Here is a 26,256-nt window from a genome sequence, read left to right on the forward strand (position 1 = left end):
CGCAACTGCGCCTTCAACAACCCGGTCAGATCACTCATGGCACTGCCCCCTCCAGAGCTACCAACGAACCAGATTATCAAGCCTGTGGGAATTTAATAGGTCCTGGGCCTAGGAGCCGTGACAATAACCGGGGCCAGATGACGGCGGCGACGAGTTGGACCATTGAGAGATAGGCTCTTGTGGTCTGCTCATAGCGCGTGCCGATGCGTCGGAAGTTTTTGTCTTTGCTGAAGAAACGCTCGACGAGATTGGGCTCCTTTTAGATATCGCCGTCATGGTCAACGCGTGTGGCGCGGCTCCGGCTGGAGGGGATCACGGCCTCGCCGGCCTGACCGATCGCGGTGCGGAAGTGATCGGCATCGTAGGCTTTGTCGGCGAGGACATGCCTGGCGGGCAGGTCGGCGATGAGTGCATGGCCGTAGGTGACGTCGCCGGCCTGGCCGGGCGTGACAATGAAGCGCACCGGGTTGCCCAGTTCGTCGACCGCGACGTGCAGCTTGGTGGTCAGCCCGCCTCGGCTGCGGCCGATGGCGCGATCTTCAGGCCCCCTTTTTGCCCGTGGCATGCTGTGCGCCCGGACGATGGTGGACTCGACGATCAGGTAATCGAAGCCCTGTGCTTTCTTCTTTGGCAAACCCGTCCTTCTGGCCGAGGTAGTCTCATGAGCGAAAAGCGGAACTGCATTCCAACTGTTACGGCACTGGACGGGTGTCGTAGGAGCAAATTTATTCCGAAGCCGGTTGGCTGGGTGGCCAAGGACTTCTGACGTTGGGAAGCCCACGGTGCCGAACTTCGGATTTTTCAACAGCACGGGCGCGGGCGGGCGAAAAGGCGACCAAACTTAATTTGGGGTTGTAATTGTATACTCAAAAGTATACAGACCCCTCTCTTTTGGAGGTCAATCGTGCAGGAAAATCTCATTGAGCTCGCCGCCGTCATGGATCGGTTTGCCGCGCTGGTAAGCCGGCTAAATCTGAGCGAAACCGAGGTGGCAGCCTTGGCGGGATTAAGTGACTGGCCACAGGTGTTGCCGGGTCGGCTCTGCAAGGATTCTGAGACTCGCATCAGGCTATTCTGCGAACTCGAACGGGAGCTCGGACAGATTTTTGCAGTCGATAAGCTGCCCGCATGGCTCCGGAATACTTCGCTTGGCTCGTCCCCAATGGAATTTTTGTGCGGCGGTGCCGACCACATGCGTGCCATGATCTGTGCGGCCCGGTCGCTGGCGTCCCCGGTTGAGAGAGATAGTATATGAAGCCAGCCGGCAGGGAGAACCTTGGTCGACAGAAGAGCGCGCTCCGCCGCGACCGGCACGCGATGGACGCGCTGCTTGCGATGGGGTTGCATGGTGCCACGATCGATCAGCTGCACCTTGGATTGAAACAGCCCTACGCTCCGCGCGGGGGAGAAATTGAAATTTGTAAGGCTCTTTCCTATCCGTTGATTTCCGAGCGCGGCGAGGCTCTCGGCCGCTACGCCTACCTCAACCTCCCTGGTGTCACGACGAACCCTCAGCACCCTCGGTCGTGGGGTCCAGGACCGAGTTTGGAATACCGGCTCGGATCCGGATCGAGATATGCAGTGGTCTCGGCTGACATTGTCGACCTGTGGTTGGCATGGCAAAGCTACTCGACGACCGCGACAGACGCCGTCTTTATTTCACTGACCGCATGGGGCGAATGGCCCGCAGAATGGCAGACACCGGTTCATTGGAGCGGCTATGACGAAGTCATAGCGCTCAGCGGGCAGGGTTCCGAAGCTCTCCTCTCCCAGATCGCTCCGCTAATGGCGCGCGAGATATTGCGCGCCGCATGCCCACCTCCTTTTTCGACTTTCGGAGAAATGGTCTGCGCGGGTCAGGTCCCAAAATGGTCAGGGTTTCGCGAGGCCTGCACTCCGACCATATTGAGGACGCAATCCGGCGAAGACGAACATCGCTACATGGAACTCGGAATGTTCCAAGCCGAGCCGATCGACGTTAGCGGGGGTTACTGTGAGGGTCACCTTTACTATCCAGTTTCTGTAGAACTTCGGGCGGTCGAGGGGTCGGGCGGCTCAGTGGTTCACCGCTACCGCACCATGGTGGTTCGTTCAGACGGCGCGATGCTGGCGGCCGATCTCCTCCCAGCGCCACGCGGCACGGCGTCCGGAATGAGGGTGCTCGCGTTGTCTGATGGCACCCGCATCCGGGGTCTTCCCGCCGCGAGTTCATCCGGGACCTGGTCGTTTGAGGGCATTGATCGTTTCGTGACATGGCGAAAGAGAGCCGGTCCAAAGCCTTTCCGCGAGCTTTCCGTCCTCCTCCGAGATTTGGATGCCTACCTTCGGACTAAAGTGTGGATCGACAACGCCACCATTTATGCTGGCGTCGCCGCCTTTATTGCGATGACGTTCGTCCATCAGGTGTTTGATGCCCTCCCGATTCTGCTGGCACTAGGACCGGCCGGAACGGGCAAGTCCGAGGCCGGCGAAGCGGTCTCCAGGCTTTCCTTCAACAGCGTTCTCGCTGGCCAGTTGCGGGCAGCTTCGATGATCCGCTTACTCGACCAAACACATGGCCTGCTTGTCCTTGACGACATGGATGGCGTCGGTGCGGCCTCACTGGAGGGTGATGGCGAGATCGCAATGGCCCTCAAGCAGGGTTACAAACGCTCCACCTCACGTAAGCCTGTGGCTGATCGAGGTGGACGCGTCCGCATGGTTGATTTCTTTGGTCCAAAGATGGTTACCCGCACGAAATGTCCCGGCGCCGTTCTCGGCTCGCGCATGCTGGCCGTTCCCACGCAAGCGCTGCCGGAAGGATCGCTTCTTCCATCAACTCGCTATGATGAGGCGGCGCTCGATCGGCTTCGCGACGAATTGCATGCTTGGGGGATGGCAAACGCCTGCGAAATCCGATCGCGATATGAAAGCAAGCGCATGGGGATAGATAAGAGAGAGGACGAGATTGCCTGTCCATTGCGGACATTAGCGAGCTTTGCCGACGATGATTTCGAAAAGTGTTTGGAGCGTTATCTTGCTGGCGCCGCTCGGACCCATCTTTCAACGACGAATGACTGACGGCGTAAGGCCGCTCGAGCTCAATCTCCTCAGAACCACAGCTGCGTTTTTCACGGCGGTTTTCACCGTTTGGTGCAACAAGACCTGCGGGTAACCTTGGGAGACACTGCGCAACAGGACCTATCGCCGGACCTTTCAAAATCACTTTTTATTTCATCAGTTTAGCCTACTAACTTTGGTGCGCGATGGCCATACAAAGGGAATGTGGTCATGCGAAGCTGCAGCGGCACCCGATCAGAAATAAGTCATTGGAAAACAATGGCGAACTACTGAGTATCATATTTCTGCACCAAATGATCGGCGCGATATGGTGAAAACCTTGCACCATGCCGTAAAATACCCGGCATATCGTGCTCGATCAGTCCCGATTGGCTGCCGGGTTGCACCATGTTTATTTCCACCTTCAGCGCGGTGTTCGCCGCCTCTGACCCTTAGCCTCCAGTCGCAGCGATCTGCCGCATCAACTGAAGACTAAAATGAGCGACCTCCACGATTTCAGCCTTGATTGCGATCCGAATCATTGCCGACCGATTCGCTCGGGAAGTCCTCGAAACGCGGAACGTCGAGCGATTCTATCCCCATTGCCGCTGCGGCCTGCAGAAAAAATTCTGCTCTGAAGGCTCCGCGATTAACGAGATGGCGAACCTGTGTTTCGTTTGTTTCGAGGCCGAACTTTGAGGATAGCGCGTCTGCTAAAGTTGCGTAGGTATATCCGCGCAGCATCATCAGAGCCTTGAGATACGATCTTGTAAACAATTTCCATCCGTTCCTATCGACAGGAATTCTGTTAGTAATAGGCATTTTTTTCCTTTTCTTTCAGTAATATACAACGATTTTAATGATCCTAAAAGTGGACGCGGCTTTGGCAAATACATATCCTGAAACCAGACTATTAAACTAAGACGAGTTTTGAGGATAAGAAGCCTATTCTTTTTTAGAACTTTAAAATACGTATCCTAAAACGTAAGACAAAATTGCGAAACGAGCAGTGACACCTTATTGGAAACTAGAATTTTCCTATTGACCTTTGCAATAATCGTCTTCTCCTAAGATCTCGGACCGATTGCGATCCAAGCGAACCGGTTCCGATAAAAGAAGGAGAATGCAGATGATTGATTTTGACAACATAGAGATCGTCCCCGAAGTATCGCTGGACATGTCTGGCGAGCCCATAGTTGCGTCGGCGGCGAACGATGACACCAAGGGCGGTCGCGTAGCCGCTTCGTCGCTCACTGTTTCGACGCCCGCCAACGACAACTCGCTGCCGCTTCTTGTCGCAGACATGCGCCTGGCGTTGCCCATGCCGGGCACTACCGACGATGACGTGTATCGCTGCGTGTGCGACCAGCTTTCTCGTTTCAGCGAAAACGGTGAGTGGAAGGTCCGCCGCACGGCTGACGCAATCGTCACACAGTGCAAGCTCGGACTTCCGCTGGCGTCCCACGGCGGTTCGGTATCGTGGGAGCCGATTATCAAGGCGGCCGGCCTGCACCCGAGGGATGCCGCGGTGGGCACCGAGGTGAGGCGTGTGATTGACACCTATGGCCAGGCGCTCGTCTCCTTCCCGCTTCACATCTCCCCGGGGTGGACCTTTACCGATCCCGTCGCCGCGCTCTACATGCTGAGGGCCTGTAACGTTGAGATCGGGAGGTATGGCGACCGGATTTCGCTCCAGTGGCTGAAGGAGTTCGCCGGCGTCCCCGTCAGTGCCGCGAGGCAGAACCGGCTCTTCAAGCGGCTGCTTCGTGAGTGGCGCGCGGGGGGACGCATTACTTTTGCAGAGACGCAGTTCCGTCCTGAGAGGGGTGAGGGGGCCGAAAGGGAGGAACAGGTCGCCGCCGTCGAACGCACGCTTGCCGGATTTGATGTCTCGGGCGGTGGTCTGCCGGCCAGCGCTCACCGTCACGGCGCGATCGACATGGATCGCATCGCCGAGCTCTCCGGGGTGGATACATGCGTGATGCGCTATCCCGAAGTCGAGCGGCGCGTCTCGGAAATGCGGGGTCGGCGGGGTGTGCGAATCCCAGGGTTTAACTTTGGCAGCGACCATTTGGCGCAACTGTTCGCAGAGGGGATATTTCGAGAGCGCAGGGCGGCATTGTCAAGCGGTGTTAAGAATCCCGAGGAGCGGGTGTCGGCGTTCCGTTCGGCCTTCATGCACCTCATTGACGCCTCCGGCTGCACCACTGAGGATCTCGCATCAGAGGTGTTTGGAGACGACCGCTTCGGTTCTGCCTGTTCCCGGGCAGCGGCGGCCTTCTCCCACAGTGGCACTCGCCGGAACTTTGAGGCCCGGTCGAAGCGCTGGAAGGCACTACACGACGAATTTCGGGAGGCTGAAACACAGACGGGGACGTTCGCGGAGCGTCTGACCCTGCTGATGGGACCTCGAGGCCTTTCGCAACAGCAGGTCGCGGATGCGTGCGGCTGCTCGTGGGGGACGATCCGCAATTGGGTCCGTGGAGGAAATGTGTCCGTAGCGATGATGGAGCGCGTCGGACAGCTGGAGGAATTTTTCGATCTGCCCACCGGAGAGCTCAGCGTCCTGGCCCGCAAGGGTTGGAGCGGCAATGTAGATAAGACGGTCAACCCGTATTGGAAAGAAGTCAAGCATCGCTACAAGCGCCTCCTCCCCACGGAGGTTCGCTTTCTTTCGCGTCGCGAGATCAAGGCGGCGGTGCGCGAGATCACGCCGTTGGTTCGCAACGGCTCGGACTACGCGATCATTGGAAACGCAGGCCGGTCGGAGAAGTATCGTCTGCCGGACGTCGACCTCCCCGTTGTCTGGCAGGAGAAGTTTGCGCAATATATCTCCTATAAGACGGCTAACGTCGTTGCACCGATGCTCCGCGCCAAAAAGGGTCGCTGGCGCGAGCCTACCACCATCAATGAAAAGACCCGCGAAATCAAACGCTTCATGACTTTCGCGTCGGCTTCCTGCACCGAGGACGCCCGGGCGGGCTTGGGACTGCCGACCGAGGCAGCGACTCTCGCTTGGCTGGCGGCACCGGGGGTCTTCCTGCGCTACTTCAGCTGGCAAGCCGGACATCTTTCGGACGTCAAGCTTGCGAGCGGGCCGCGCGGAGAGGTCTTTACTACACGCATGCGCCATTTTGCCTGGACCATCCTGTCGCTCACCCACCCGGTAACCGGTTACCTTACGCAGTTGCCTCAAATGGCGCTGACCCTTCATCCGGTAAAGGTTACGGCCTCGGCGGGAAAGTTCCAGTCGCTGATGTGCTTCGCGCTGGGCGACGACCGTTACATCGTCAGTCCCGAGGAGGTCGAATTGGCCCGCTCCGACTGGAAGGCTTTCATCGCCGTGGCTTATGAGGCGGCTAAGCAAACGCTCGAATATATAAATGATGACGTGACGGTGGTCAGGGACACGATGGTAAACGCCGAGGGTTTGCTCCATGGTGACGAACCCCTCGGAGATTACCTCGCAGCGCTGGCGAAGGCTGAACGGCGTATCAGAGCCGAGCGCCACGGCACATTTCTCGCTACTGAACTGCGCAACCTTCTCATGTGCGAGTTCTCGCTATGGACCGGGTTCCGTCCAAAGAACGTAGTCGGCCTGGTCTACACCGGAGATGCCAATGGCGAGATTTGGAAGGAAAGCGGCGTCTGGACGGTGCGCATTTCTTACCGGAAATTCAAAAACTGGAAGTCGTGCGTCCTTTTCGGCCCCGAGAACCACAAGCAGGACTACCGCGCGATTATTGAGGACGATCCGCGCCTGTCGGCCCTTCTCGACGATTGGTTCTTCGTCCATCGGCCTGTTCTCGACCGCCGCGGTAACGACATGGCCTTCCTGACCATGGCTGGCAATCCGCTAAATTCGCATTCTTGGTATGAAGCTTGTCGAAAGTTCGGTGCGAAGTATGTCGTGTGGAACCCGGTGACTCGCGAGGGACTTTTCGGAGTAGTTTCGATCAACCCCTATCTCCATCGCGTCATTAAGGCTACGGACATCCTCGTCAACTCCGAAGCGAGTGACCGAGTGCTTGAGGCTGCGTTCGGGCTGCAGACATCTCCGGCGATGATTCAAAGCCACTACGCAATCTTCATACCGGAGCGGGGGATTGCAGGTTCAAGACGCACCCATGCTCGCGCGCGCGCTTACGCTCTCGATCGGACTGCTTGAGATTGCACCGCCTCGGCGCCACACGGCGGCCATAGTGGCGAGTCTTTCAGACCCTTTCGAAAAAAGAAACTGCCTAGATTGAAACGATGCGACCGATGGTGTGCAGCTAGAAATCTAGCTGCCTAAACCCTCGCGCGGCCTCAAAATAAACGACTGCTGACCGCGCAGATGAACCGCTATTAGCGGAGATGAGCAATCCGGCCCTCGCTCGGGTTCGTTGGTTGCATTGACGTGAACCCCGTCTTTCATCCAGCGGCAACCAGGGACCGACCTGCGTTGTTGCTTTTCAAGTTCTGTGGCGAACGCCGCCGGTATGGTGTATCTGAGCGATGAGTGGGGCCGCTCGGTGTTATAATGATCGAGCCAGCGCGCCAGGATCGAACGAGCCAGGCCGATCGTGAAGAACAGGGTTTCGTTAAGGAGCTAGTCGCGCATGCGACCTTTGAAGCTGCCGACGAACCCGTTCTGCGTCGGCTTGCCCGTCGCGATGTAATGCCACTCGATGCCGGCGTTGCCGGACCAGGCGAGCACCGCGTTCGAGGTAAACTCGGCACCGTTACCGCTGACGATCATCTTTGATGCCCCGCGCCTGGCGATCAGACTACCCAGCTCGCGCACCACCCGCCGGCCCAAGATCGACGTATCGACCACCGCCGCCAAGCACTCGCGCGCCACATCATCAACGATGTTCAGCACGCGGAAGCGCCGCCCGGTGACGAGTTGATCCTGGACGAAGTCCAGGCTCCAGCGCTGATTGGGAAGCACCAGCACCAGCGCATGCGCCCGCGCGCTAACGGCACGTCTTCGTCCCTTCCTGCGACGAACCGTCAGGCCTTCCTCGCGGTAAAGCCGCTGGGTCTTCTCGCGGTTGATGATGATGCCGTCGCGAAAAAGCAGGATGTGCAGGCGTCGATAGCCGAACCGGCGACGCTGCTGCGCCAGCTCACGCAGGCGCGGCCGCGGGCCGCCTTCATCTGCCCGGCACGAACGATATAAGCCAAGCTTCTCTATCTGCGAGTGATCGGCCGTAAGTTTCGTCTGACGGGGTATTCAATGACAACGGCAAGACCGTAACGGCCGGTGCTGTAGGAACGATCGCGGTGTCGATCGCGGCGTTTTCATGGACGGCACGAGCGCCGAGCTACCCGCTGGCGCTGCCATGAACGGCTTCATTGACGAGGATGTAGAATTGGCCACGACTGCCACCGGCCCCGCTTCGATGACTGTTCCCGCGCTAGTCGCGCCCATGCAGGTCGTTATTGAAACGACAGCGGAAGCGGTCCTGAATTACGGCATGCAGCTTCAATTTCCAGAATCTCGAGACGAATTCCCTCTTCTAATGTTGGAACAAACCTTGAACATGTAATGCCCTCACGACTCAGGAAGCGGAGCGATGATCTTAATCGATGCACCTATGCTGCTAGCGTTTGCCGTGCTGATGACGGCCACCTCGTCACTTATCTGCGCGGTCCGGCGCAAACCATGAGCCGCTTACCCGCCGTTCCGTATGCGTGCGCCGCTTCCTTTGGAACTTGACCCCGTATACTCCAAAGTATACAAACTTAAGTCAAGTGCGGACTATGGACGTAAGGTTGCTTGGAATGACCACGGCAAAGACGGTGAAGGCAAAGGGCCTGAGGCGATTAGGATGGTCTTTGGCGTCAGTCCTCGCTGCGATATGGCCTATTCGAAAGATTGAGGTCGGAAATATCGAGACCTTGGGTCAGGCTGGAGACGGAGACGCGCATTGCGGCCGCGAGCCTGGCTATGTTCCTGAGGTTTGCGAGTGTGCCGCCCTGTTCCACGCGCTGAACGTAGGCACGCGACATGCCAGCCCTTCGCGCGAGTTCGGACATCGAAAAGCCTCTCTTCTCCCGGTAGCGCGTGACGTTGCGCCCGAAGCTCAGCGCGAGCCGCTGGTCTGCCGAATCGTCTTTCGTTTTCTCCACAGGCAAAGTTTATCGTGCGGATGCCGCTCTGTCGAAGCGTCTGTTACGTGCCGTCTGGAGCAAGGGGTATGGCTGGCGCGGCCTTGGCGTGGTTCGAGGTGACAGTTTTCTTGCTGGATCAACCTCTCACAAAGTCGGAGTTTCTGAACTGGCGCGAGTGCGCTAAGTGCGCTTGGCTCGCTCGATACCGGCCAGAGGTCCTGCAGCTTCGTCCGGCTTCGGCATTCGACCGCATGCTCATGGCCGATGGCTATGCCGTCGAACGCGAGTTCCGTGCGCTTGTAGAGAGATGGCCAGACGGTGCCGACTTCGAATTTCAGGTCACGTTCGAGGCAAATGGCTGCCTTGCGAGAGTGGACTTGGTGCGCAACAGGGCTAACGGTTGCGTCGATTTATACGAGATAAAGTCTTCGACGTCCGTGAAGAGCGGCACTCGCGACCATATTATCGATCTGGCCTTTCAGTGCGAGATCGCTCGTCTGACGGGCATCGAAGTCGTGAATGCTTTTCTGGTGCATATCGATGGGGCGTATCTGCGGAATGGCAACGTCAACCCGGCCGAGCTTTTCATTATTGTCGATGCGACGGACAGGATCGCACAGATAAGCGAGACGATCTCGCAAGAAATCGACCAGGCTCTTCAACACTTTTCTCTCACCGCTATCGACGAGCGCGGGTGCGGCTGCCGATATCATGGTAGCATCTCACGCCGTTGTCTCGCCTTTGCGCACCTCAATCCGGACGTGCCTGATATCTGTGCCCACCTGTTGCCCCGCATCTCTCGAACTCGTCTTGAAAAACTCGATCGCGGCGGATCCCTTGCGATGGAAGCTGTGAAGGAGGACGACGTCACCCCAATGCAGCTAATGGTGCTAAAATCCTTTCATTCCGGCACCCCGATTGTTGATGAGGGCTGGGTGGGACGCTTCCTCGATGATCTGGCGTTTCCCCTGATGTTCTACGATTACGAATCCTTCGCTTCTGCGGTGCCTATTGCAGACGGACTTTCCCCTCATTCTCAGATACCTGTGCAATTTTCGATGCATGTGTTGGCCGAGGACGGTTCAGTCTCCCATCACGAGTATCTGTGCGACACGCCCGGCGCTCATCGCGAGCTCGTGGATACTCTAGCATCCGTGACCCCGAAGTCCGGAACCGTCCTCGTATGGAATGAGAGCTACGAAAAGAGCTGCAACCGCCGCCTTGCCAAACTGTTGCCTGACCACGCAGCCTTTCTAGCTGACATCAACGAGCGCACTGTGGATCTGATGAAGCCCTTTCGCTGTGCATTCGTCGATAGCAGGTTCCTGGGTTCGACATCAATTAAGAAAGTTCTTCCGGTCCTCTGCCCCCAGCTACGTTACGACGAAAACCAGGTTCATGATGGCGCCGGCGCGATGGAAGCTTGGTTCGAAATGGTTTCCACCATCGATGCGCAACGCAAAGTCGCTCTGCGTCAGCAACTCCTCAACTATTGCAGGCTCGATAGCCTTGCTATGATCGAAATTTGGCGTGTGCTCATGAGGGTTTGCGGACGTCCGACAATCTAAAAATATAGCGGCGTGAGGGTCTGGATGATCTATTCAAAGCCTCGCTAATCGGACCTGTTCAGCTGGTCAGCCACCCGCGCCAACCTAGAGGCAATCTCAATCAGTTCCGCCGCCATCGTTGCGGCCTTCAGTTTTTGAAATTCTAGCCGTGGGTAGGGTATTGCGGTTGCGGCGATGATCCGGAAGCAATCAAGAAAGCATTTCCGAAATTTCCTATCGGTGGCGCGAGCACAAATACGTGTCGGCGTAGCGCTAGCGACTGTAATTCCGACGATCACCACCGCGACGGGTTACCTCCTATCATGCAAAAGCATCGGACCCATCGGGTTTACCGACGACAAAGTTTATCTCGGGCGATCGAGACCGTTCAGCTTAGCCGCGCGGCCCCTTTCTTCACCCGGCCGGAGCTTCGATGCTTGCCACTTTCTTCACCTCAGCTGAGACTCGCGTCGATGCTGCGGCCGGGGGTATCGCCATTGGTGCCGGCCCCGACGCTTCCATCGCCAGTTCGACATTTTCATCACTGAAGCCGCTGATCGCGCCGCCCTTCGGAAAGGATGCGCTGGTGCCGGTCATAAAAAAACCAGCAAGCGTCACGAAGGCGATTGCGCCAACCACTCCCGCCGTTCCCGTTACGCCTTTGTCGTCGAATGCTCCGGTCAGTCGCACCTGGCGACCGTTCGCCCTTGAAAAGAGAAGCCGCGCGTTGAGTTTTCCCGATTTGCCCCACATCCCTTTATTACGAACTTCGGTAATCTCGCCCTAGGCGGGCGTTCCAGCCGGGATAATGACGACGCCGTTGACCTCGATGGGAGCCGCAACTTCCAGCTGTAAGCGCTGCCCGACCTTGGCTGCCTTTTTCTTCGTGGTCACCTCTTCCATCATTGCAAAAGAGACCGGTGTGCCGGCGCGCAGATCGGCGTTGATTGAGGTTGCCGGCGCTATCGGCGCTGGAGCTATCGTAGAAGCCGATACAGGCTGCGCGGTGTCAGGCGTCGTATTCTGAGCAAAAACGGACGCGGCGAAAACGGCGCCCACGCAAGCGAGCGGAAGCAGATACTTGGTCACTCATTTAACCCCCTGAAATGATCCGCCCCCCTGGCAAATTGCGCGATATCCAGCGCCAAAATACCGGGAAATTCAATTCCGAAAGGGTGTTCAATTGACAACAGGGAGCTTTTTGTTGGGCGGCAGTCAACGCCGTTGGATCGGCTTGGTGAGAGATATATTTGTTTAGCGCCATAATCCTCCGCCAAATCTTAACGGTCTGGACTAACCCGAAGGATGTGGTCTAGATTTTCACCATAGCAGGCAGACTTCCGGGGGGAAAGCATGACCGACAATGAGCTCGATGAGCAGTGGGAGCGATGCGCGAGACATGAGGACGGTGAGAATTGGGCCTGCGCTGATCACTGCCAATTCAAGGAGTTGAGGCGCATCAAGCCGCACGCATTGTTTCAACGGCGTAAGGGCGAATTCGGCTGGCGCCTGATCGACGGTCAGGGCTAGCATGGTTCTCCTCGTTGTCGTGGTTGCAGGAGAACGAAGTGCCGTCCGAAGCTGATCAATTCAGAAGGGCCCAGATCGCGTTGGATGAGCAGAATGCGATCCGGGAGGCCGCCAGGTTGACGCTCGGCAGCGATGTAAGCCTTCGAAAGCTTTCCAGCGGGCTTCTGGAAGCGGCTCTGCGAACACTGGAAGAAGCCGGAATGTCGGCTGAGATTCCTACCATCCTTCGTGCCGCGGCCGACAAATATGAGCGCGCCGTTCGCGCTGACGACCTGCCGAACTGATCAATGCCGTGCTGCGACCCGCGCTAACCTCTTGCGATATCGACAACGCCAAAGGCTCGTGGGATCGTCGATCCTGGTGGTGCCGATCATTCGCTCAGCGACGAACCGCTGGAGGTGTCTTTGATTGGTGGCTCCTGTGTAGCACGCGACCGAATGGCGCCGGCTGGCCGCTTAGAAGGATCGAAGGACGAGGAAGCTTGGGCTTGCAGCTCTAATTGTCGCGACTGTTGGAATGGCGGCGTCAGCGGCGATAGGCGCCGACGGAGATGTAGATAGGCGTCGAACAGGGACGCCACCGCATAAGGGCATAACCCTTTCAATTTGTATGGTAGATTTGCTGTAGAGGGGGTCTCGATCGGCGCCGATCGGGGATCCCCTCAAAAAAGGGGTTTTCGCTCTGAAATCAATGGTTTAGACTAATAAGAGGCGTGGTTCCGTGTCAACGCCGATCTACAGTAGTCGGCGCCGGCGGCGTATATGCTTGCCGGGAGCGTGCCTTTCATGGCTTTTTTGATATATCGACGAAGCGCTATCGCGGTGGGCATTTTGAAACCATCGCGATCAGCGTGGAGGGTCACTTCCGCGAGCAGCTCCTTGAAACTACGCCCCCCACTTGTTTGCAGAACTTTATCGATCAGTTTGCGCTGAGCCGCCGTGAAGCTGTCTTTTCGCTCTCGGCCTGCTCCATAGTGCACGAGCAAGTCAGGTCTGCCATGGGCTTTCCAAATTCTAGCAAGGCGGTAAAAACCTTGAAGTGACATACCCAACTTTTTGGCATTGGCTAGCGCGGATGCCGTTCCGGGGGAAGCAATATGCCGCTCAATCGCGGCTATCCTCTTTTTGACTTCTCGGCGCTGGTGCGGGGGGACTGACATAAGCGCCCCATACTCACTCTGACCTTCAGTTTTCTTGTTCATGATATGTTCCATACCTTTCTTCATTTGAGCACTGCCGCTGGGATACTTGCATTTTCCCTTCCCACTTTCCGGCTTACAAAATCATGCCAACAACCACTGGCGAAGCTGAGTGCTGCCGCGCAGACGATAACTGGTAGCCCTTCTCAAAATATTCTTTTCAGTCGCAGAATCGCTCGCATAAATACGCTGGGGTTCAGGCGTCTGAAGCGCAACTCAGGAGATATATAATTTGTCGTATTGCACCTTCCTGCAAGAGGATCGGCAAGTTATATGATAGATATGCGCATAGGGATTTGCACGGTGAACCGACTTAGACTTGGAATATTGCTTGCGGCTACTTTCGGACTTGCGGCGTCACCAGCGCTTGCCGCCGATGGCGAGTTGCATAGCTTCCATTGCTTATTTGGCTGTCCGCTCGGCGCGCCGGCGACGAACGACACGATCGTCCGCGAGATCTACACGCTGTCATCCGACGATCTTACCAAAGTCGCAGACTGGGTGGCTTACCGTATAACGCCCGCCTCGATTGGCCCGTCAGGCGACCGCGTCTGGCAAGCCGATCCATGGCTCTCTGTAGATGAGACGCTCACGCCTCACGCGTATGACGGCGCCAATAGAGCGCTGCACATCGATCGCGGTCACCAAGCCCCCCTCGCATCATTTTCCGGCACGCCTTTTGCGGACGAAACAAATTTCCTCTCCAATATCACACCGCAATCGTCAGCTCTGAATCAAGGAGCCTGGAGTGCGCTCGAAGCGCAGGAGCGCCTGCTGGCGCGGCGGTTCAACACTGCAGTATATGTTTATACCGGACCATTGTTCGAACGGCTCATGGCTCCGCTACCCTCCGAGCCGGCGCTGCACCGGGTGCCGTCTGGTTATTGGAAGGTCATTGCGCTCGCAGATGGTAGAATAAGCGCGTTTATATTTGACCAGACCGCAAGCAGAGCAATGCCATATTGCGATGGGCGCGTGCCTCTGGAACAGGTGGTTTTGCGCAGTCGCCTTCAGCTATTTCCCATGGCTGACCTATCCCGGTTCACCAACCTTGATGGCGAACTCGGATGCCATACACCGTTGCCGCCGGTCGAGTCGCCCGCAGTAATTCCAGGCAATTAGGGGCGAGGGCCGTGGGGAACCAAGTTTAATACACATGGTAGTGCGCACAGGAACATGCACGGGGATAAGACAAGCTCCTCGTTGTTCAAGGCTCGCCGACGAACCTGAGCACCGATTAGACCTCCTTTTGATGAAGCGGTTCGTCGCGGCGGCCAAGCCCCAGCACTTCCTCTGCGGTGGTCGGGTGCAGCGCCATGGTATGATGAAGTTGTTCTTCGGACAGTCCCGCAGACAGCGCAATCGCGCCCATCTGCGATGCTTCCGAGGCGTGCGGACCGAAAAAGTGGAAGCCCAGCATTTGGCCGGTCTCGCTCTCGACCAGCGCCTTCATGAACACTTCGTCGGTCCCTTCGCCAAGGAGGGCGGCGAGCGGCTGAAAGGTCGTTCTCCGGATTTTATAGTCGAGGTTAGCTGCCTGCGCCTCAGCTTCGGTCATTCCAACCATCGCGCATTCGGGAGTCGTGAAAGCTGCTGTGGGCACATTGACCGGCGGCGGCAAAGGACTGTCCTTTTGCATCATCACATCGATAACGCGTCGGCCTTCGCGAACGGCAACCGGGGTAAGCGCGAGAGTTTCGGTCACGTCGCCGATGGCAAAAATGGCCGCGGAGCTGGTGCGTCCAAACCGGTCCACGGGGATTGCCCCTTTGGCGCCAGTGGCGATCCCGACCTGATCGAGCCCCAAGCTCGTGCTGTTAGGCCGCCGACCCACGGCCATCAGAACGGCGCCAAAACGCTGATCTTGTTCCGCCGTGGGGCCTCTGAGCGAATACTCGTCTGCGTCATGCTGGATGATTTCCTCGACGTTTGACCCAAGCACAACTCCGATACCTTGATTGATCAGCGATGACAGAAGGAGGTCTGCGATTTCAGGGTCGAAGGGTGCGATTAGCCGGTCGCCCCGCTCGAAGATGGTCACGTCAACGCCGAACCGGCGTAGCATGCAGGCGAATTCGACCGCGATATATCCTCCACCAACGATGGCGAGGCTGCGCGGCAGCTCCTTCAACTTGAAGATATCGTCCGAGACCAGGCAATGCTCGGAGCCTGAAAATTTCGGCACAACCGGCGATGCCCCGGTTGCGATCAGGATTTGATCGGCATCATAAGAGCGATCGCTGACCGCTACGCTATTGGGTCCAGCCAATCGGGCACGTTCGCAGACTGTTTCGATACCGAGTTTCTCAAGGCGTCTGGCATGAAAGCCGCTGAGTTCAGTTACTTTCGTTGTGACGGATTGCTGCAACTTACCCCAATCCAGTCCTTCGCAGCGAATTTCCCATCCTAGCCCTGGCAATTCGTTGACTGAATCGGCGCCGCGCGACGCATGGACCAGCAGTTTCTTGGGAACGCATCCACGGTTGACGCAGGTTCCACCGATGGCTTGGTCCTCGAAGATAATCACGCGCTGGCCAGCTGCCGCAGCCCGGCGCGCGGCGGCCATGCCTCCCGAGCCTGCGCCGATGATGGCGAGGTCGTAGCGAAATGGGGCGTGCGTTACGGACATATCTGACTTTCTTTCTAGCTGTGCGGACGGATGGAAGCGGCGCCAGGAGGAGTGCGCCGCTTCCAACTGGATGTTCGGATCAAACAGGTTCGCGGCGGGCTTCGCGCTCGTCAGCCAGCGGATATTTGCTAGCCAGGGTGTCGAGCGGAATGTGATAGCTTTCGAGAAATTCGTGAACCTCTTGCTCCACCTTGGGCTTGGCGATTGCTGCAAAGCGCTGCACCATCGATGCCATGGCGCAAACCGTGCAGAGATGGACCAGTTCGGTAGGCGTGTAATGTTCGATAGCCGTGGCCACAAACCGGTGCGGAGTGGTTAGCGGCGTCTGGGCGGACAGCCAGGCGAGTTGCAGCGCAGCACGCTCACGCTCGTCGAAGAGTCCGCCGGTATCGCGGCCTTTCGCGGCGTCGAAGGCACGGGCGACGCGGTAAGCCGATCGATTATTTTGGCCGCCATTGTTCCATGCCATCCAACCCTCCACCGCAGCCAGATAGTCATGGCCTTTGGCAATCCCCGAAACACGGGCCATTAGGTGTTTGAGCTCAGGCGCGATCCGCACCTCGTTGGCATCCTCGTCCGTCATCACTCCCACGTAGAACCGGGCATGGAGGGGTCTGAGCGGCAACGGCCAAGCCTCTATCCAAGCAGGCGTGATACCAAGATGATGCTTCGTATAACGCGCTGGACCAATTTCGAGCAGTGGATCTTTTGCATAATGCGCCAGCATATGTGCCATGCTCGGTCCGTCGTCCGGAAGATCATAATCGAGATTCGACTGCGATCTTTCGTCGCTCGAACCATGGCGGCCGGCCGACAGCCCAGCATCTGTCTCGGCCTGCTTTGCCCAAGCGCCCTCCACTTTGACCCCGGTCAAATCATTAAAGACGTTGAGAAATCCGAATGCCGCTGCGATCATTGACGCAGCTTGTATATTGGCACCTGAAGGCAATTTGGTAAAACGCGCTTCTCCATGCGTATCGCGCACCGTCTGCAGATCATCTTCGGTGACCTTGTTAAGCGAGGCGTGCGCAACGAGGTCTGCAAGAGCAGCTTCGAACGGTCCGAATGGATTGTCGTCGCTAAACTCCCCCTCTTGCGCGGCTTGAATTTGTTTTGTGTAATCGGCGGCATTGTCGCTACCGGTCGAAGCGGAGTGGATCTGGCAATAATCGCAGCCTTGCGCCTTTGAAGTGGCGAAGCCGAGTGCGCTCATGACAGGTGCGCCGAGCACCTTTCTGCCCCCGCCGATCGCCCCTACATTGTGGCAATATACGAACTGGCGGTAGGCAACTTCCGGCCAGTGATACTGGTAATAGAAGCAGTTGGGCCAGAAGCCGAAAAATTCCTTGTAGAGATGCAAAATCGGCTGGTCCGTTGGCACCGTGGAATGCGATCCATCAATTTCGGGAATGACATTGCGAAGCACGTAATCGGCGGCGCCGGCGTGAGCGGCTTCGTCGGTTGGTTTGGACATGTCAATTTCACCATCCGCTTCGGCGATGAGTGGAATGAGGCGATCCGCGGCGGCGAGCGCCAGCAGATCCTCCGATCCGTTCACATGCATGCCGCCTATGAAAATCTGTGGCACGGTCGAAACGCCCGATAGATAGGCCGAAAGGTCGGCATTGCGTTGCGAGGCCTTGACGTCGATCTCCTGATAAGGGAGCCCTTTGTCGTCCAAGACCGTTTTGACTTTGGTGCAATAGGGGCAGCCCGGCTTTGTGAATATCTGGATCGATGCGGTCATGGCGTAGGCTCCTTGTTTTTCGATGTGACGTAGATGGGAACGTGATCATGCATCGCGAAGTCAGACCCAAGGAACAGGTGGTTCCCTTATGAGAACGCGCGAACATGGAACCGGCAGCGATAAGGCGGCCCAAAGCCGAAGCTATGCTATCGATGATTTGAGAGCCTTGGCTTTTGTCGCGGATGCCGGCAGCCTCAACGCGGCTGCTAAGCAGTATTCCATCTCCAAATCAGTGCTCTCCCGTGCGATCGCGAAGTTGGAAGAAGCGGTCGGGGGCCCGGTTTTCGATCGAACCAAATTGGGCATGACGTTGACTGAGATCGGCCAGGTGCTGCTACCCACTGCGAACCGAGCCGTTACCGTTATGCGTGACGCCGATGAAGCGATGCGCTCAGCAGGCGCTGTTCCGCAGGGTCGCCTGGATATTGCAGCGAGCGCCTTGTCCGGTCAAAAGTTGGTGGCGCCAGCCATGGCAGCGATGGCGAAGCTTTACCCCAAGGTGAACATGACGCTGCGCGTAACCGGGCGCGGCCCGGATCCGACCGCCGAAGATTTGGACATAGTTTTGCGAGTTGGACGCCCAATAGAGCGGCACCTTCGTTCAAAGCTACTATTGTCCTCTCCACTGGCATTATATGCGTTCAGGACCGCCGCGGCTCAGCACGATTTAAACGATCCAAAAACGATCGAGCGCTTGGGGCGCATAGTCATCGACATTGAGAATGTGCCGCCCGATTGGAAGCTTTCCAATCAGGATGGAGAAAAACTGATGTTTGACGGAGCGCCGCTTGCTCATGTTGGCGATCCGATGGTGGCGATTGGAATCATGAATGCCGGGTCGGGTGTCGCGTTCATTCCGAAAGTCTATGCAGAGCCGCTGGCCAAGGCAGGGGCCATCGTGCGGGTGCTTCCAGAATGGACCGGAGCCGTTTTGGAAATTTTTGCGACGACACCTGCTCGCCGCGCTGCGGTCCCAGCGGTCCGTGCATTCCTTGAGGTTTTGGAGCGAGAGGCTCAAAAACTGGCTGCAGCAGGGTAGCTGGCTGGCATGCTGTCAAAGCGCATAGCTTCAACGACGGGCCACGGCAACGAACGACGCTCGGATACGGTGGACTGCGGCCCTATAGTAGCGCAAAAGGTCGACACGTATTTGTTAGGTTTATCCAGCGAGGGGCACCAATCAAAGAAAAGGCGTTCCAAAGGCACTATAGCGTTCAAAAATTTAAGCCGGCCATGCTTTCGACAGCGTAATCCACCTGTCAATTATCGCTGACGGTGTCTTCACTAACCAGCAGGAGCGAGGTAGCTGCGCTGCCCAATGCTAGTGCGGTTCCAAACCACGCGGCGGTCGCAAACCCGCCGATCAAATCCGCCTCTCCGCTACTCGTGCCGATTAGGACGAAACCAAGCAGCGCCGTGGCCATCAGCCCGGCGGTTCGCGATATAGCGTTGTTCACGCCCGAGGCGACGCCGACATAGGCATTGTCGACGCTGTTCATGACCGCGGTGGTGAGCGGCGCGACGCTAAGCGCCATGCCAAGCGCCATCACGACGAGCCCGGGTAGAATGCCGGTCCAATAACTCATGCCGGGTCCCGAAAGCAGCGCAAACAGCGCAAATCCCGCGGCAACTAGCAGCGGCCCGATGGTGAGGGTGATACGGATGCCGATCCTCGTCGCTAGGCCGCCCATACTCCGCGACAGCGTTCCCATGATGAGCGGAAACGGCAGCAAAGCAGCACCTGCCGCCGTCGCGCTGTAATCGAAGCTGCCAATAAGCATATAGGGCAACAGAACCATCAGCCCGCCGAGGGCGGCATAGAGCATCAGCGTCAGTATCGAGATGCCGCTGAAACTTCCCGATGCGAAGATGCCGAGTGGCATCATTGCGGCTGGGCCTTTGCGATGCTCGATGTAGAGAAACGTAACGGTGAGGACCAAGCCAACCCCGAATGTGGCCAGAACCTGCCCGTCGATCCAGCCACGCTGCGGCGCGTTGATCAGCGCAAAAACGAGGGCGGCGAGCGCAAACGTCGCAAGCACCGCGCCCGATAGGTCGAGCGGCGCGCGCTCGTCCTGGCTCTCTCTCGACTCCCGGATGCCACGCTGGCCGACGATCCACGCCGCGCCAGCCGGCGGGATGACGATCGCGAAAGCCCAACGCCAATCGAATTGATCGACGATCAGTCCGCCGATCAGCGGGGCGGCAGCACCGGCGATGGCACCGGCCGCTGCCCATGTCCCGACCGCCTTGCCGCGCTTCTCGCCCGAGAAGCCATCGGCGATGATGGCGAGGCTGTTGGGTGCGAGCAGCGCGGCACCGATCCCTTGCACGAAGCGCACTCCAAACAAGATTTCCAGAGTCGGCGCCAAGGCGCAGCCCAGCGTCGCCAGCGTGAAGACCGCAAGGCCGATCATGAAGAAACGTTTGCGACCATAATGATCGCCGAGCGCGCCGCCGACCAAAACCAGCGCGCTCAGCGGCAGCAGATAGGCGTTCACGATCCACTGGACGCCAGCGGCGTCGGTGCCAAAGCTGTCGCGCATCGCTGGCAATGCGACGTTGATGATCGATCCAACGACGAAGGCAAGGCTGGACCCGAGCACCGTGGCGATCAGCGTGCCGGTCTCGGAATGGCAGGTGCCGGCCGTTTGCGCGCGACCGACAACTTCGTCGCAGGGTGGAAGGAGCGCGGTCGCCATATGTATCGTCTCTCCTTGCTACGGCGACCGGATAATCGTCAGTCGTCGAGCGACGCCAGATATTGGTGGACCGACGCGATCACGACCGATCCTTCTCCGACGCCGGAAGCGACACGCTTGACCGATCCGGAACGGACGTCACCGACCGCGTAGATGCCGGGCTTACTCGTGGCGTAGGGGGCGGCAACGTCCCCGTTCTCATCCTTGCCGCCGGTCATGACAAAGCCCTTGCCATCGGTCTCCAGGCAATCCTCCAGCCAGTCGCTGTTGGGAACCGCGCCGATCATCACGAAGATGTTCGCGATCTGGTGTGTGCTCTCCTCGCCAGCTGCGGCGTTGGTCCAGCTAACCTGTTCCAGAAGCGGATCGCCGTGCAGGCCGGTGATCTGCGTCTGCGCATGGATCGTAATCCTGGGCGATGCCTCCAACCGCTGCACCAGATAGTCGGACATGGTGGCGGCGAGTGAAGGTCCGCGCACCAGCATGTGGACGTGCTTGGCGTGACGCGACAGGAACATCGCCGCCTGGCCCGCGGAATTACCGCCACCGACAACGATGATGTCCTTGTTGATGCATAGGCGCGCTTCGATCGCGGTTGCGGCATAATGGATGCCCTGGCCTTCATATTTCTCGTAATCGTCGACGTCGAGCGTTCGGTATCGCGCACCGCTGGCAACGACGATCACGCGCGCCCGAACCCTCTCGCCGCATTCCATCCTCAGCGTGTAGGGGCGCTCGTCGCAATCAAGCGCGGTGATGGCGCGCGATACGGCAAAGCGTGCGCCGAATTTCTGCGCCTGGATCCAGGCTCGGCCAGCAAGCGCCTGTCCTGAGATGCCCGTCGGGAAGCCGAGGTAGTTCTCGATCTTGGAACTGGTCCCGGCCTGACCGCCCGGCGCTTCCTGTTCGATCACGGCCGTATCGAGTCCTTCGGATGCGGCATAGGTTGCCGCTGCCAGCCCTGCGGGACCGGCGCCGACGACGGCCACGTCGTAGATGTGGTCTGGATCAAAATCTTCGGTCAGGCCGAGCGCGACCGCGACTTCGTGATTGTTCGGGTTAGACAAGCACGTCCCGTCGCCGTGGATGACCACGGGCAGCGCGCTGCGGGCTTGCGGATGCTTGGCAAAGAACGCATCGGCCTGTTCGGTGTCGTCGGTGTCGACCCGCTGAAGGGGGTAACCGTTCCTCCCGAGAAACCGGGTGATTCGCAGCGTATCACCGCCATTGGCGGGACCCGCGAGCGTCACGCCCGCTTGATCGTGGACGAGGAAGGCGGTGCGGCGAAGGATGAAGGCGCGCATCACGATCTCGGCGATGTCCGGCTCCGCGCTCATCATGCGGGCGAAGTCGGCGCGCGCTACCCGGCAGATGGTCGTGCCATCGGTGACGCGGCCATCGACCAGGATTTTTCGGTCGTTGAACAGATCGAGTTCGCCGGTGAACATGCGCGGACCATGAGTAGTGACGACATCTTCGCCTGTTTCCGCCAGATCAATTATCTCGATAGCACCCGAGAGACAGACGAAAAAATCCACGCTGCGCTCGCCGCGCCTGAATAGATATGCACCGGCCCTCGGCCGTTCCTGCGTCCCATAGCCGCAGACCCGCTCAAGCTGCTCATCGGTCAGCTCAGGGAAAATCTGCCGCGAGCGTTCATACGGGTCGGCGGCGCTACCCGCCTCGATATCTAAGGTCGCCGCAGCGGATGGGGATGCTCGCCTTTCCGTCATCACATTAAATTAGTTGTCAATGCCCGAGCCCGCCAGCCCTTTCGGGAAAACCATGATTTTTTTTGAAGCTGTAGGGAAGCCCGAAAATCGTCAGGCCGAGATCTAAGCCATATACCAAAAAAAGTAGCGATATTGCCCGCGGCCGATGATCAACATCCGTGGTTTTATCGTTTGCTGAAAATTAAGTTCTAGTCTCAAGGGTTTCAGGCCAATTTGTCTGCTTTTGTTGGCTGCTTGGGGCCAAACGAATGACCGCTGTCCGTCGTCAGAACATTTGGCACAACTGGCTGCGTAAATTAGCGGAGTGTGGAACGGCGCGCCGCGAACATGGCCGATGGCGTTCGCCTTGATGTAGTCCGCTAGTTGGTCGGCGATGTAGCTCCGGCCCGCCAGCACGATCCTGATTTTGTCCTCCGAAGAGAAATGCCGACGGGTCGCTCTGCGGATGTCCTTCACCACCTTCTCGGCGATGGTTTTGGGCTTAGAGGATTTGGGTCTCATCTTCGTTCCTTCGTCACGACGACGAGACCCAAATCCTCCTTAAATCACAACCTCAATTCTGTGCCATGGGTGCTGACGGCGGACATCATGGCCTCTCGAACTATAACCAGTGGAAGGCAATAAGGGAGCTTAGGTGGACAAATTTGCGATAATGCCCATTGTCCATAATGCTCATTATGTTTGGCACCCGCTGTTTAGGGAATGCAATCATGGGCTCTCGATGGCTCCGGCAATCGAAATTGCCATCAAACCCGGAGGCGGCAGGGGCCATCTCTCGCATAGAGCATCCAGACTTTTCACTGGTGCATCCATGAGAGACTGCATGATTGCAGCTGGAAATTTCTTAAAGGATGCCTTCTCTTTCCAACAGCGCTATCCTTTTCACTCTACCAGCTTTCCAGGCTTCGTCATTCCATAGATGGAAAGATCCGTCGCGAACCACGATCCGAACGAACTGCAGGCCTTTGGGATCGATCTGGCTTCTAACAATTGCGGGCAAGGTAAGCCGTCCGCCCTTTTCTCCGCGAAATTTCTGGAACCGGTCCATAGCGGCTAACGCAAAATCGGCGCGCTGGTGCTTGGGCAATGCGTCATAGCGCTCGCGCAGAGCGGTTCGGATTCTTTCTCCATTGCCAGCCCAGGTCACCACTTCGACAGCCCCGTTCCCATGAAGTCTGGCGAGATAGATTCCGGCGGCGTTTGTCCAAGCTAAGCGTTGCCGAACGGGCGGAGGCAAGCTGACCCTCCCACGAGCGTCGATGCCGACGGTTTGGGTCCAAACCGAGCGGTCGAGGTCTGGCAACAACTGCCATTCAGAAGATTGATCACCCCCCATTACGGGATGGATTGGGCAACCGGCAAGTTTTTGTCAACAGCTCGTTGGTTGTTCAATACATGCTTTTTGCCCAGGGTTATCCTGTGTTTTACCCTTCCCAGTCGGTGTCGGTCCTGCTACTATCTTGGGATGATTTGGGTGGAAAACGGGAGTGCTTCGATGAGTGTTCATGCACCGATAAGTGCTATTGGCGCGGACCTTGTTTGTTGGTCCCGAATGCAGTCGGAGGCTGGGCAGGGACTTGCTGCGATTGTTGCCAGGAAAGAACTTGAGCGGATTGCCGGGCAGGGCGTTTTCCTTTGGGGCGTGGGCAATGCACCAGCGGTGGCCATAAGTGCTTTGGCGCGCCTCGGAGCACCGGTTCCCGTGATATTTTCAATCATGAAAAGTCGCCCTAAGAAGGTCGATATAGCACCCTCGCGGATCGTCGCGTGGCGCCGCTACATCGACGCAGAAGGGGTCGAGCGCGCCCTGCCGCCGAGTTCCATAGTGACGAGCCGTGGAGATTCGCCGAAAGGGGCGAAGCGGGCGCACTATGCTCTTATGTGCCGCGCCGACGAGAAATTGGCATTGACCAGTGGAGAGTGTTTTGACGTTGCCGCCTATCGCAATGCTGGTGGGACAGGGGCCCCGGTGGGGGCATCGCAGGTCACCGCTCTCCTTCGCCAGGTGGCGGAGCCGTCCGGCGACGGGGATTATGAAGCCAATTTGCGGGCAGACTTGGACGCTAGCTATTGGGTCCGATTGACTGACCCTGTCGAAGTGCCAGCGAATTTATTGGCTCGCTTGGACGCGGCTGAGCACCTCGACGTAGAGGAATGGCTCCGATTGGCGAGCGATATTCGGGGTGTTGATGGTCGATCGCTTGCCGGAAGCCTGATCTGATCGACACGGTTGGGCGCGACTTGTGTTACGTGCTAACGTGATTACAGCGAAGTTTTCGGGAAGTGGATTTGGCTGACAAGGAACACCGACTTAGAATTGAGCTACGGGCGGCCGGATTCAGCCGTGAGGTGGTGGATGCTGCGTGGCCCTCATGGTGGGACGACAGCCTCGAAGATGAGCCTTCGGGTGAAGCGGAACTCCGTTTTGCCCTCTCGCGTCGCTTGGGTCTATCGGCCCCTTCTTTACTGGGTGAGCGGGTCGAGTTCATCTGGAACGACGAGGCGTTCTTCAAGCATTTGTCGGCAAAGGACGAGGCCCAGCGAGCCGCGATCACCTCGTTCGGCATGACGCTGGGGCGGCTTCTCGTGGCCGCCACGGAGATTGGTTCAGGGTTGCAAGGTCGCAGCGCTTTGGAACTGCGCAATGCGATACTTTCAAATCAAGCCACGGTAGCTCTTGGCTCGGTGATAAGCGCCTGCTGGGCCCTGGGGGTTCCGGTCGTCCAACTGACGGTGTTCCCGCTTGAGGCAAAATCCATGCATGCCATGGTGGTCCATCATGAAGGCAGGCACGCGATACTGCTTGCAAGGGCGGCGCGTTACCCGGCCCAAGCGGTCTTCACCCTTGCGCACGAGATTGGTCACGCAGCATTGGGCCACCTAGGCGATGCTCCCGCGTTGGTCGACATGGAAGACCCCTTCGCGCCTTCGGCAGATGATGATCAAGAGATCGCTGCAGATCGTTTCGCTCTTGAGCTTCTCACTGGAAGCGCGGACCCCGACATTCGTATCGAGGCAAGTCGATTCTCGGCAAGATCCCTGGCGCTGGCTGTCAGCAAAGCTGGGCCGAGACATCGCATCGAACCGGCCACTCTCGCGCTTTGCGTTGGATATAAGCGGCAGGCTTGGCAGACTGCAATCGGCGCCCTTCGTGTTCTCGATCCCGAGCCTGTGAATTTAGGAATGGAGATCAACCGCATAGCGGCCGGGCAGCTGACTTGGAACTCGATCGGCAGCGACAGCTTCGATTGGGTCGAGAGGGTCCTTGGTCTGTGAACGGCGATCAAGTGCTGGTTGACAACGACGTGGTGTTCAAGCTGTGCGCCTTTGGTTATCATGGTGTCCTCGTGGACGGCGCCGTTTGGGCTCCAGCATCTATGCTACCCTTCGGAAAATTTGTTCTGCGGGACCTGGCCCGAAAGAGTAGGGGGGTGTGCAACCGGGAGGGGTTAACAGCGGCGGTGGAGGAGGTGATCTCGGGAATCGAAGTCATGAGACCGAGTGGCGCTGCGATTGAGCTGGCGGCTGATCTGGAGGAGGCTGCGAACGCCAAGGCACTGGAGCTGGATGCGGGCGAAAGCCAGCTGCTCGCGATGCTCATCCTCGGCGAGGCTCGGTTGATTATTACAGGTGACAAGCGTGCGGTCGCAGCGATCGAGGTTCTCGAGCCGCGGAGGGCAAGGCAGCGGATCGCTTCGCTCGAGCAACTGCTTGTCATGCTGCTTGAGCTTGGACATTTCAAAGATCTGCGGAGGGGCGTTTGTGCAGAGCCCCAAGTGGATACCGCCACGACTGCATGCTTCGCTTGCCATTCGGAGCAGCCTGCACGCGCCGATATTGAAGCTGGGCTTAAAAGCTACATCGCTGTGCTCAAGATAATCGCTCCGACGGTATTGTGCGATCGTGCGGAGCTGGCACGTTTATAGGAGCGCTGAAACATCTGGGTGCGGAGCCGCCAGTCTTATCGATCCATCATTGCTGCGCGCCGCCATCTGGCCTCGCGGCATGGATGCGGATTGCTATGTGAACAAA

23 protein-coding genes and 1 pseudogene are annotated in these 26,256 nt (G+C 58.0%); 11 read left to right on the top strand and 13 right to left on the bottom strand.

Features of this window, described 5'->3' with window-relative positions:
* Positions 1-259 precede the first annotated feature (259 nt).
* Positions 260-634 (bottom strand): transposase, encoded by a 375-nt coding sequence (locus tag ACOQPC_RS03460; RefSeq protein WP_420607272.1) that lies wholly within the window; start codon positions 632-634, stop codon positions 260-262.
* Between the two features lie 617 nt (positions 635-1,251).
* Here ACOQPC_RS03460 and ACOQPC_RS03465 point away from each other — a divergent pair.
* Entirely contained in the window at positions 1,252-3,060 is a 1,809-nt protein-coding gene (locus ACOQPC_RS03465) for a hypothetical protein (protein WP_420607273.1), read from the top strand.
* Positions 3,061-3,555: 495 nt separating this feature from the next.
* Here ACOQPC_RS03465 and ACOQPC_RS03470 read toward each other — a convergent pair whose 3' ends face one another.
* Complete coding sequence (locus ACOQPC_RS03470; protein ID WP_420607274.1) at positions 3,556-3,786, bottom strand: DUF6471 domain-containing protein; 231 nt, start codon at positions 3,784-3,786, stop codon at positions 3,556-3,558.
* Between the two features lie 376 nt (positions 3,787-4,162).
* Between ACOQPC_RS03470 and ACOQPC_RS03475 the strand changes: the two genes are divergently transcribed.
* A complete protein-coding gene (locus ACOQPC_RS03475) occupies positions 4,163-7,207 on the top strand; it encodes a helix-turn-helix domain-containing protein (RefSeq protein WP_420607275.1) in 3,045 nt (1,014 codons plus the stop codon).
* Between the two features lie 279 nt (positions 7,208-7,486).
* Here ACOQPC_RS03475 and ACOQPC_RS03480 read toward each other — a convergent pair.
* Positions 7,487-8,200 (bottom strand): annotated as a pseudogene (locus ACOQPC_RS03480) (IS3 family transposase); the annotation flags it as partial.
* A 127-nt stretch (positions 8,201-8,327) separates the two neighbouring features.
* Between ACOQPC_RS03480 and ACOQPC_RS03485 the strand changes: the two are divergent.
* Entirely contained in the window at positions 8,328-8,573 is a 246-nt protein-coding gene (locus ACOQPC_RS03485; RefSeq protein WP_420607276.1) for a hypothetical protein, read from the top strand.
* Between the two features lie 295 nt (positions 8,574-8,868).
* Here ACOQPC_RS03485 and ACOQPC_RS03490 read toward each other — a convergent pair whose 3' ends face one another.
* Entirely contained in the window at positions 8,869-9,156 is a 288-nt protein-coding gene (locus ACOQPC_RS03490; protein WP_420607277.1) for a helix-turn-helix domain-containing protein, read from the bottom strand.
* A 68-nt stretch (positions 9,157-9,224) separates the two neighbouring features.
* On the opposite strand from ACOQPC_RS03490, the gene ACOQPC_RS03495 reads away from it, so the two are divergent.
* Entirely contained in the window at positions 9,225-10,706 is a 1,482-nt protein-coding gene (locus tag ACOQPC_RS03495; RefSeq protein ID WP_420607278.1) for a DUF2779 domain-containing protein, read from the top strand.
* Between the two features lie 393 nt (positions 10,707-11,099).
* On the opposite strand, the gene ACOQPC_RS03500 is transcribed toward ACOQPC_RS03495, so the two are convergent.
* Together ACOQPC_RS03500 and ACOQPC_RS03505 are read right to left on the bottom strand one after the other, a co-directional pair.
* Positions 11,100-11,438 carry a hypothetical protein gene (locus ACOQPC_RS03500; protein WP_420607279.1) on the bottom strand — a complete coding sequence of 113 codons (339 nt, stop codon included), beginning with the start codon at positions 11,436-11,438 and terminating at the stop codon, positions 11,100-11,102.
* Between the two features lie 30 nt (positions 11,439-11,468).
* Complete coding sequence (locus ACOQPC_RS03505) at positions 11,469-11,774, bottom strand: hypothetical protein (protein ID WP_420607280.1); 306 nt, start codon at positions 11,772-11,774, stop codon at positions 11,469-11,471.
* Between the two features lie 264 nt (positions 11,775-12,038).
* Here ACOQPC_RS03505 and ACOQPC_RS03510 point away from each other — a divergent pair, with 264 nt between their 5' ends.
* Both ACOQPC_RS03510 and ACOQPC_RS03515 read left to right on the top strand, forming a co-directional pair.
* Positions 12,039-12,215: a hypothetical protein gene (locus ACOQPC_RS03510; protein WP_420607281.1), complete on the top strand. Its 177-nt coding sequence runs from the start codon at positions 12,039-12,041 to the stop codon at positions 12,213-12,215.
* Between the two features lie 38 nt (positions 12,216-12,253).
* Positions 12,254-12,499 (top strand): hypothetical protein, encoded by a 246-nt coding sequence (locus tag ACOQPC_RS03515; protein ID WP_420607282.1) that lies wholly within the window; start codon positions 12,254-12,256, stop codon positions 12,497-12,499.
* Positions 12,500-12,915: 416 nt separating this feature from the next.
* Here ACOQPC_RS03515 and ACOQPC_RS03520 read toward each other — a convergent pair whose 3' ends face one another.
* A complete protein-coding gene (locus ACOQPC_RS03520; RefSeq protein WP_420607283.1) occupies positions 12,916-13,416 on the bottom strand; it encodes a hypothetical protein in 501 nt (166 codons plus the stop codon).
* A gap of 270 nt (positions 13,417-13,686) precedes the next feature.
* Between ACOQPC_RS03520 and ACOQPC_RS03525 the strand changes: the two genes are divergently transcribed.
* The gene (locus tag ACOQPC_RS03525) at positions 13,687-14,535 is read left to right on the top strand and encodes a DNA/RNA non-specific endonuclease (protein WP_420607284.1); all 849 of its coding nucleotides are present in this window, start codon (positions 13,687-13,689) and stop codon (positions 14,533-14,535) included.
* A gap of 115 nt (positions 14,536-14,650) precedes the next feature.
* Here ACOQPC_RS03525 and ACOQPC_RS03530 read toward each other — a convergent pair whose 3' ends face one another.
* Both ACOQPC_RS03530 and ACOQPC_RS03535 read right to left on the bottom strand, forming a co-directional pair.
* A complete protein-coding gene (locus ACOQPC_RS03530) occupies positions 14,651-16,042 on the bottom strand; it encodes a dihydrolipoyl dehydrogenase family protein (RefSeq protein WP_420607285.1) in 1,392 nt (463 codons plus the stop codon).
* Positions 16,043-16,121: 79 nt separating this feature from the next.
* Complete coding sequence (locus ACOQPC_RS03535) at positions 16,122-17,789, bottom strand: glutaredoxin domain-containing protein (RefSeq protein WP_420607286.1); 1,668 nt, start codon at positions 17,787-17,789, stop codon at positions 16,122-16,124.
* Between the two features lie 88 nt (positions 17,790-17,877).
* Here ACOQPC_RS03535 and ACOQPC_RS03540 point away from each other — a divergent pair, with 88 nt between their 5' ends.
* Entirely contained in the window at positions 17,878-18,828 is a 951-nt protein-coding gene (locus tag ACOQPC_RS03540) for a LysR family transcriptional regulator (protein ID WP_420607287.1), read from the top strand.
* 220 nt (positions 18,829-19,048) lie between these two features.
* Here the strand turns inward: ACOQPC_RS03540 and ACOQPC_RS03545 are convergent, their stop codons facing one another.
* The 4 genes from ACOQPC_RS03545 to ACOQPC_RS03560 all read right to left on the bottom strand — a co-directional run bounded on the left by ACOQPC_RS03545 (position 19,049) and on the right by ACOQPC_RS03560 (position 23,527).
* On the bottom strand, positions 19,049-20,491 hold the full coding sequence (locus ACOQPC_RS03545; RefSeq protein ID WP_420607288.1) for an MFS transporter: 1,443 nt from the start codon (positions 20,489-20,491) through the stop codon (positions 19,049-19,051).
* A gap of 38 nt (positions 20,492-20,529) precedes the next feature.
* The gene (locus ACOQPC_RS03550; RefSeq protein ID WP_420607289.1) at positions 20,530-22,029 is read right to left on the bottom strand and encodes an FAD-dependent oxidoreductase; all 1,500 of its coding nucleotides are present in this window, start codon (positions 22,027-22,029) and stop codon (positions 20,530-20,532) included.
* Between the two features lie 297 nt (positions 22,030-22,326).
* The gene (locus tag ACOQPC_RS03555) at positions 22,327-22,725 is read right to left on the bottom strand and encodes a hypothetical protein (RefSeq protein ID WP_420608196.1); all 399 of its coding nucleotides are present in this window, start codon (positions 22,723-22,725) and stop codon (positions 22,327-22,329) included.
* 343 nt (positions 22,726-23,068) lie between these two features.
* Positions 23,069-23,527, bottom strand: a complete 459-nt coding sequence (locus tag ACOQPC_RS03560) for a hypothetical protein (protein WP_420607290.1) — start codon at positions 23,525-23,527, stop codon at positions 23,069-23,071.
* A 249-nt stretch (positions 23,528-23,776) separates the two neighbouring features.
* On the opposite strand from ACOQPC_RS03560, the gene ACOQPC_RS03565 reads away from it, so the two are divergent.
* From ACOQPC_RS03565 to ACOQPC_RS03575, 3 genes are all read left to right on the top strand, one after another.
* A complete protein-coding gene (locus tag ACOQPC_RS03565; RefSeq protein WP_420607291.1) occupies positions 23,777-24,445 on the top strand; it encodes a hypothetical protein in 669 nt (222 codons plus the stop codon).
* 68 nt (positions 24,446-24,513) lie between these two features.
* Entirely contained in the window at positions 24,514-25,500 is a 987-nt protein-coding gene (locus tag ACOQPC_RS03570) for an ImmA/IrrE family metallo-endopeptidase (RefSeq protein ID WP_420607292.1), read from the top strand.
* On the top strand, positions 25,497-26,150 hold the full coding sequence (locus tag ACOQPC_RS03575; protein WP_420607293.1) for a hypothetical protein: 654 nt from the start codon (positions 25,497-25,499) through the stop codon (positions 26,148-26,150). Before ACOQPC_RS03570 ends, ACOQPC_RS03575 begins: the two co-directional genes overlap by 4 nt.
* The last annotated feature ends 106 nt before the right edge of the window (positions 26,151-26,256 follow it).

Source organism: Novosphingopyxis sp. (assembly GCF_965218915.1).
Classification (GTDB): domain Bacteria; phylum Pseudomonadota; class Alphaproteobacteria; order Sphingomonadales; family Sphingomonadaceae; genus Novosphingopyxis.